Below are 1,435 nucleotides of genomic sequence, written 5' to 3'. Positions count from 1 at the left end.
ACCACCGAGATCTACACCTCTCTATTCGTCGGCAGCGTCAGATGTGTATAAGAGACAGACATAAGGGAATTTGCAGCAGTAACAAACCCCGTGGTAAACTCATACAAGAGAATAGTCCCCGGATATGAAGCCCCTGTTTACATCACCTGGTCCGCCAGCAACAGGAGCTCCCTGATAAGGATTCCGTCAACCCGCGGCAACGGGACCAGGGTAGAACTCAGGTGTCCGGACCCGGCCTGCAACCCATACCTGGCCTTCGCCCTCATGCTGAGAGCCGGCCTTGATGGGATTAAGAACAAGACCGATCCCGGAGAGCCAACCAACGTGAATATTTTCCATCTCACGGAAAAAGAGCGCCAGGAAAAAGGTATAATTTCCCTCCCTACAAACCTCAAAGAAGCAACGGATGAAATGAAAAAGAGCGAGTTCGTAAAGGAAGTGCTCGGACCTCATGTCTTTGAAAACTACCTCTGCGCAAAAATCGCAGAATGGGACGAATACAAAGCCATGGTCCACCCCTGGGAACTTAACAAATACCTCCACATGCTGTAAGGATAATCATCCTGAAGTGTTTATAGTACGCCGGAAAATCGTTTAGTCAACTATCCGCTAAATCGAAAGATTTAACGGGTTTCCTGCTGAGGTTTTATGAAAACTAAGAAAAACATTCCAATACGGATTCGGGAGGCACACTTTATCCGGCAGGTGTGCTCCGGGATTCTAAAAAAACATCCAGTTGATTGAAAAAGGGAAAGAAGCTTCGTAGAAAAATGGGAATTCATTTCATTGAGAGAAATTGAGTTTCAATTTTCTTCAGAAAAACAGGACCTGAAAAGGATTTCAGTATAAAAATGCTTTCCTTAATAAATACTGCAATTTCAGTTCAACCTTTTCAAGTTTGGCTTATTACTTTTTTGGCAGGCGGCTGTATATAAAATTCATCTTACGCAAAAAAGGCTGGCAGCCCTGAGCAGGACAAGCATTGTAAACTGCTTAGAGGCCCAACAATACAAACAATATCAAGCGGGAAGAAAGAAAAATAAAGCGTTAAAACGTCATGCTTTGCAGTGTTACTGTAAGCAGGTCTGATCCTGAAAAAAGAAACATATATATATTGTCAAATAGGTACTAAATTACTTACTTCCCTTAGCGGCGACCCTCTCAATTTATTTAAAAGAACTAAAAGCAGAGGCAGGAAAGCTGTCATGAATTCAAATTATTTATATAATAAAGATTGAATTAATATAAGTAGAATATTCCTTTAACTTACGAAAACTTATAAAATATCCCCTGAAACCCAGTTTCTCCAGCTGGCAAATTTTTAGAACTATTTCTCAAAAATGAGCCGCAGAAATCATCCAGGAAGACATTAACAAAATACATTTGCATTATGTTCATTTTTATTCATCTCTAGAGCTGTCTCTTATACACATCT

General features: G+C 40.8%; 1 pseudogene. It reads left to right on the top strand.

From position 1 onward, the window contains the following. Nucleotides 1–60: 60 nt before the first annotated feature. Nucleotides 61–552: pseudogene (locus tag EO95_RS02960) on the top strand (type I glutamate--ammonia ligase); the annotation flags it as partial. Nucleotides 553–1,435: the final 883 nt, after the last annotated feature.

This window comes from Methanosarcina sp. 1.H.T.1A.1 (assembly GCF_000979295.1).
Classification (GTDB): Archaea; Halobacteriota; Methanosarcinia; order Methanosarcinales; family Methanosarcinaceae; genus Methanosarcina.
The sequence above is the reverse complement of the archived record's forward strand: the minus strand, read 5'-3'. Positions and strand labels throughout refer to the sequence as shown.